Raw genomic sequence first — 3,189 nt, forward strand, 5'->3', positions numbered from 1 at the left:
TTATTTAACATTTAAAAATGCAAATAAAATCGTTTGCGTCGCTTAACCGCTCCCTTTTTGTACTAAAGAATCCCACTGAAACTGTGAAATTCTGGTCAAAATCCAATAAAAGGTTCATCAAAAGGAAACAAATGAGAAACAAATCATAGCTAGGCTAGCGAAAACTGTGCTATCTAGAGAGCACGACATGGCGTAATAACAACAACAAGAGGTTGCTTATGGAAAGCTTGCAATTTGACGAAATGTTGGAAATGGAAATCACAAAACTCCGCTCTAGTCGCACTAAACCAGTCAAAAGAATGTGGCGAGAAATTGAAGCGATTCAGGATCAAAAACGGTTACAAAGAGAATTGATGGAGATGGATGTCTGCTTCGAGGCTGATCAAATAAAACTTTGAGTAAAAAGGCACTTCAACAGTGCCTTTTTGTTTAACTAAATCAGCAGAGATTACTGGCACTCTTGTGCGGTTTGCCGAACTCGGTGAGCTAATTGTTGGTACTGCTCCGCAATTGTCTCACCAAATACTGGGTCATCTTCGGATTGTTGCCAGCTCGCCTCCACCGCTTGCCAATCAGCTACATTAAAGGTGCGGCTGATCAAAGGTAAAACCGATTGTTCTTCTAACTCCAGATGACGCTTCTGGGAAGAAATAAATGCATCAAGTTGCTCGATGAACACGTGCTGTGGTACAACAGCATCTTGCAAAATCATATCGACAATCTCTAGAAAAGCATGAGTTTTCTCAGAAAGTTCTATATGTTCTCTCGCTAAATTTTGAATATCATTATGTTGACCATAATGATCAATATAATAGTGATAGAGAATATCTTCTTTGGGGTGGTGTACTGACTCTGAATGCGTCGCCAAGTAGTCAATAATCTCTCTCACTAAAGAGTAGTTGATACTTTGTTCATTACTCAATTGCCGTTGTTTATCTCGCAAAATGGCAAGCAAACGCGCCATATACCCGTGTTCTCTACGGATCCTTTCAATCATCATTGTGCTTCTCCATTACACTTATTTTAGATAAGTGTATAAAAGCTTCAGCGTGCTTGCTTTGACCCTGCTCGAAAAAACATCAATTAATCACTTATACAATACGGGTTGCCAATTCACAGGCGCTTTCCCCTGCTCAATAAGTAATTGATTAGTCTTTGAAAAATGTTTACAGCCCAAAAAGCCTCGATGCGCAGAAAGAGGAGAAGGATGCGGTGCTACTAATACATGATGTTTACTGCGAGCAATCATGCTGCCTTTCTTCTGCGCGTGTGAACCCCACAACAGGAAGACAACACCTTCACGCTGCTGATTTACCGCCTCAATCACCCGGTCGGTAAAGGTTTCCCAACCAGTATTAGCGTGCGAATGCGCCATACCTTGTTCAACGGTCAATACGGTATTGAGCAATAGCACCCCTTGCTCGGCCCAACTTTTTAGGTAACCGTGCTGAGGAGTAACAAAACCGGGGATATCTTGCACCAGCTCTTTGTAGATATTCACCAGTGAAGGTGGGGTTTTAACGCCGGGTAACACCGAAAAACATAACCCATGAGCTTGATTTGGCCCGTGATAAGGATCTTGCCCTAAAATCACAACCTTAACATCGCCAAATTCGGTAAAACGAAACGCATTAAACACGTCAGCAGCAGGTGGATAAATCACTTTCCCCGCCAGCCTTTCCTTTTCAACAAACGCTATCGTCTGTTGAAAATACTCCTGCTGTTTTTCATGGCCGATAACATCGTGCCAAGTCAATGATTGAGTCATAACAACGCTCTGCAAATTAACTAATTACAGCATTGTAACCATAAAAAGCCACCACTGCATGAGTCAATGTCACAGAGCTTTTGCGATGATTAGTCAGCCTCTATATCCGGCAATTCTTGAATAAGCATATTCATGGCGCACTCGAGTTGCTTCATTGCTATGTAGAGTTTTGCCCTAAAATCCCAAAAACCTCGCTCAGCTCTTGAACTACGTAATTGCACTTCGATACACCAGCCATATTCTGCCAGTTCAGTAAATCCTAAAATGGCGATTGTACCTGCTTGCCGATGAACCCAATCCGCTCTCTCACTACTGGTAACTGGCATAGCTAAAGCATCACATAAACTACTTACCGATGCCTGAAGAAAAGAGAATAAAGCACTTCTATTACCAAATGTACTAATTAGAGTATCCATTTTTAACCCATCACGGCTGATAATACCCCAATCCTCGAATATGCTGATTATGTCATTGAGACGGATAGGTTTACCTAGTAAATCGTTCATGCCTGCATCTAAACAACGTTGTTTTTGATCATTTAGTATGTCAGCTGTCATCGCAATAATTGGTATATCTCGGTAGGTTTTATCCCATGCCCGAATATGTTTAGCCAATTCATACCCATCCATATAGGGCATATGGCAATCACACAACACTAAAGCATAATCGTTACGGCCTAAGTATGAGAGCGCATCTTGCCCATTACTCGCAACATCAAATACCAAACCAATCTGATCCAATTGCTGCGCTATTAGCATTCGATTAATTTCATTATCGTCAACCACTAACACTTTAACTGGTAAGCTGCACTGACTACCTAGCGTTTTAGACTGATCTTGTTTAATACTTAATACTTCATAACAGACCAGTTGAACACTTCGATTGGTAATAGGGTGTGAATTAAGAAGCCACCCCCAACTTTCTCGGCGTACTCCCAACACACCCGGCAGCGGACAGAGCTGAACATCCCCTTCTTTGGCATTATCACTAAACACTATCGCTGCATTGGTTTTACTCAGCTCTATACCCAGGGCCAAAAGGTGTGTGCTTAATGTAGCGTTTAATGTTGGATCACTTATATTAACGCTGGCAGAGTAACCACTAAGGAGAGGATCAATATGAGTATGAGCGCTGATTCTAAGCGGAATTTTAAAACCGATCCAACTTCCCAAACCCTTTTGACTATTTATTAACATCTCGCCTTCCATCAACTCAACCAGTTGCTGGCAGATCGATAATCCTAAACCCGTGCCACCGAAACGGCGGCTTGTTGAGCGTTCTGCTTGCTCAAAAGGCTGAAAAATTCGCGCTATCTCCTCAGCGTTCATTCCTATACCAGTGTCTTGTACGCCCACTTTCAATATCTGTTCATCATTCAATTCTGATAATACTTGTAGAGTGATCGTAATATTGCCTTGTTC

4 protein-coding genes are annotated in these 3,189 nt (G+C 41.8%); 1 reads left to right on the forward strand and 3 read right to left on the reverse strand.

From position 1 onward, the window contains the following. Nucleotides 1–218 precede the first annotated feature (218 nt). Nucleotides 219–398, forward strand: a complete 180-nt coding sequence (locus tag B9J87_RS06605; RefSeq protein ID WP_010318284.1) for a DUF3545 family protein — start codon at nt 219–221, stop codon at nt 396–398. A gap of 50 nt (nt 399–448) precedes the next feature. On the opposite strand, the gene B9J87_RS06610 is transcribed toward B9J87_RS06605, so the two are convergent. From B9J87_RS06610 to B9J87_RS06620, 3 genes are all read right to left on the reverse strand, one after another. Further along, the gene (locus tag B9J87_RS06610) at nt 449–1,000 is read right to left on the reverse strand and encodes a hemerythrin domain-containing protein (RefSeq protein ID WP_094149851.1); all 552 of its coding nucleotides are present in this window, start codon (nt 998–1,000) and stop codon (nt 449–451) included. A gap of 87 nt (nt 1,001–1,087) precedes the next feature. Then, on the reverse strand, nt 1,088–1,768 hold the full coding sequence (gene ung / locus B9J87_RS06615) for a uracil-DNA glycosylase (protein WP_094124073.1): 681 nt from the start codon (nt 1,766–1,768) through the stop codon (nt 1,088–1,090). Between the two features lie 89 nt (nt 1,769–1,857). Then, nucleotides 1,858–3,189, reverse strand: a 1,332-nt coding sequence (locus B9J87_RS06620; RefSeq protein ID WP_141201548.1) for a response regulator, incomplete at its 5' end; no start/stop codon positions are given.

This window comes from Vibrio sp. V19_P1S1T109 (assembly GCF_002241375.1).
GTDB classification, from domain to species: Bacteria; Pseudomonadota; Gammaproteobacteria; order Enterobacterales; family Vibrionaceae; genus Vibrio; species Vibrio anguillarum.